3 protein-coding genes are annotated in these 2,649 nt (G+C 52.3%); 2 read left to right on the forward strand and 1 reads right to left on the reverse strand.

From position 1 onward, the window contains the following. Positions 1-43 precede the first annotated feature (43 nt). Positions 44-1,387: a class II 3-deoxy-7-phosphoheptulonate synthase gene (locus Q0257_RS05720; protein WP_298022708.1), complete on the reverse strand. Its 1,344-nt coding sequence runs from the start codon at positions 1,385-1,387 to the stop codon at positions 44-46. A 104-nt stretch (positions 1,388-1,491) separates the two neighbouring features. Here Q0257_RS05720 and rarD point away from each other — a divergent pair, with 104 nt between their 5' ends. Beyond that, on the forward strand, positions 1,492-2,364 hold the full coding sequence (gene rarD, locus Q0257_RS05725; RefSeq protein WP_298022711.1) for an EamA family transporter RarD: 873 nt from the start codon (positions 1,492-1,494) through the stop codon (positions 2,362-2,364). Next, a partial coding sequence (locus Q0257_RS05730; protein ID WP_298022714.1) for a hypothetical protein occupies positions 2,357-2,649 on the forward strand: 293 nt, incomplete at its 3' end. The genes rarD and Q0257_RS05730, both read left to right, overlap by 8 nt.

A 2,649-nucleotide genomic window follows, 5' to 3' on the forward strand; every position in this document is an offset into this window, starting at 1 on the left:
AAATTCCAAGCCGCGACCGAATTCCCGCGCAACGAAAGGCGAACTACTCCGCCTTTTTTAGATTATCGGCGAGCAAAAACGCAAGCTCTAGCGCCTGATCTGCGTTTAGGCGCGGATCGCACTGCGTTTCGTAGCGCTGCTTTAGCGTCTCTTGCGTCACGTTAAACGAGCCGCCCGTGCACTCGGTGACGTTTTGACCGGTCATCTCAAGGTGAATGCCGCCCGCGTGCGTACCCTCCGCAGCGTGGATCTCAAAAAAGCTCTGAACTTCGCTTAAAATTTTAGAAAATTCGCGCGTTTTATAGCCGTTCGCGGCTTTGACGGTGTTGCCGTGCATCGGATCGATGCTGTATAGGATCGCCCTGCCCTCGCGCTTTAGCTCGCGTAAAATTTGCGGCAGCCGCGCGCCGATCTTATCCGCGCCCATGCGGATGATGACGTTTAGCCTGCCTGCTTCGTTTTGCGGATTGAGCTTGTCGCAAAGGCGCAAAATTTCATCCGCAGTGCCGCTTGGGCCGATCTTGACGCCGAGAGGGTTTTTGATACCGCTTAAAAAATGCACGTGCGCATCGTCCGCGCCGCGCGTGCGCTCGCCGATCCAAAGCATGTGCGCCGAGCAGTCGTACCAATCGCCGCTGGTGCTGTCGATGCGCGTCAGGCACTCCTCGTAGTGCAGCAGCAGCGCCTCGTGCGAGGTGTAAAGCACTGTCTCGGCAAGGCTCGGGGAATTTGCAGCGCTAAGTCCGCACGCCTCCATAAATTTAAGCGTGCGCGAAATTTCATCGCTGAGCTCGTTAAATTTAGCCTCCAGCTCGCCTTTTTTCAAAAAGCCCAAATTCCACTTATGCACCTCGTGCAGGTTCGCAAGACCGCCGCGAGAAAAGGCGCGCAGCAAATTCAGCGTCGAAGCGCTTTGATGATACGCCTCGATCATACGAGCGGGATCTGGCTTGCGCGCCGCTTCGTTAAACTCAAAGCCGTTGATTATGTCGCCGCGGTAGCTAGGCAGGCTCACGCCGCCCGCCTCCTCAAAGTCGCTACTGCGCGGCTTTGCGAACTGCCCTGCGATGCGACCCACCTTAACGACTGGACAACCCGCTGCGAAGGTAAGAATGATCGCCATCTGAAGCATTACCTTAAACATATCGCGGATATTATTCGCGCTAAAATCATTAAAACTCTCCGCGCAATCGCCGCCTTGAAGCAGAAATGACTTGCCCTCGCTGGCGCGCGCAAGCTCGGCCTTTAGATTGCGAACCTCGCCCGCGAAAATTAACGGCGGCAGCTTGTAAAGGCGCTCTTTAGCGGCCTGCACCGCACTTTCATCCTGATAGATCGGCTGCTGTAAAATTTTATAATCTTTCCACGACGTCCTACTCCAACTCATAGCCCCTCCTAAGTTTTGTAAAATTTCGCGATTATACCCAAATAAGCTTTTATTAACCCAAAAAATCTTAAAATAGCGCCTTTAGGCAATTTGGAAGGAATTTTATGGAAGAAAACCGCACGAAAGGGCTAATGCTTGCTCTCGCTACCTTTTTTATGTGGGGCGTTTTTCCGATATTTTTCAAGCTCATAAAGGACGTGGACGCGGTGCAAATTTTAGCGCATCGCGTCGTTTGGTCCTTCCTGCTGCTGCTCGTTTTTCTCTGCTTTACGCACCGCTTAAAAAACGTCGCGTGGCTTCTTAGTGCCCCTAAAATCGCTCTCACGCTGCTTTGTACGGGACTGCTTATCAGCACGAACTGGGGAGTTTATATCTACGCGGTAAATTCCGATCAAATTTTAGCCACCAGCCTCGGATATTTTATAAATCCGCTATTTTCGGTGCTTTTGGGCGCTTTGTTTCTGCACGAACGGCTAAGCGCGGCGGCTAAGCTTTCCCTGCTGCTAGCCTTTGCGGCTATCGGCGTGCAAATTTACGCGCTGGGTAGGCTTCCTATAATCTCGCTCGTGCTGCCGCTTAGCTTTGCATTTTACGGGCTCATACGCAAAAAAGTAAAAGTGCCTAGCTTTGAGGGGCTATTTTGCGAGACGACGCTGATGCTGCTGCCCGCGCTTGCGTTTCTGATCTACTGCGCGCTGAAAGGAAGCGGCGCCTTCGGCTTTAGCACAAGCGGTGCGCTGCTGTTTGCAAGCGGACTGATTACGATTTTGCCGCTGCTTACCTTCGCCGTAAGCACGCAGTATCTGCCGCTATCTACGATCGGCTTTATGCAATACATCAGCCCTAGCATGAGCATGCTAATCGCGGTATTTATCTACGGCGAGGAGCTTGAGACTTACAAAATTTTAAGCTTTTCGCTAATTTGGTTCGGGCTCGCGGTCGTGGGCTTGGACGGCTTAAGGAGAAAAAATGGCTAATTTCGCTTTGATGTTCGCAGTCGCCCTTGCGGTAGGCGCGCTCGTGTATTTTCAGGTCCAAAAGGCTTCCGCGCGCGCAGACGCCGCAGATCCCGAACTTAACTCGCAAAGATATATGAAATTTTGCGATATTTTAGAGGACAAACTGCGAGATCTAAAGCGGCTAGAGCTGCGCGATGAGGGGGCTCGCGAGAGTTATCTAGACGAGCTTGAGGCCCTTAGCAAGGAGTTAGTCTATATCAAAACGATGCATCAAAGCAACCTAAACCCCGCCGTGTGGGAGGG

The sequence above is a fragment of the uncultured Campylobacter sp. genome, from assembly GCF_938018035.1.
GTDB lineage: Bacteria > Campylobacterota > Campylobacteria > Campylobacterales > Campylobacteraceae > Campylobacter_B.

What these genes read in the sequence shown, in the direction of transcription:
- Q0257_RS05720 (WP_298022708.1), bottom strand. Translation starts at nt 1,387, where the DNA reads ATGAGTTGGAGTAGGACGTCGTGGAAAGATTATAAAATTTTACAGCAG.
- rarD (WP_298022711.1), top strand. Translation starts at nt 1,492, where the DNA reads ATGGAAGAAAACCGCACGAAAGGGCTAATGCTTGCTCTCGCTACCTTT.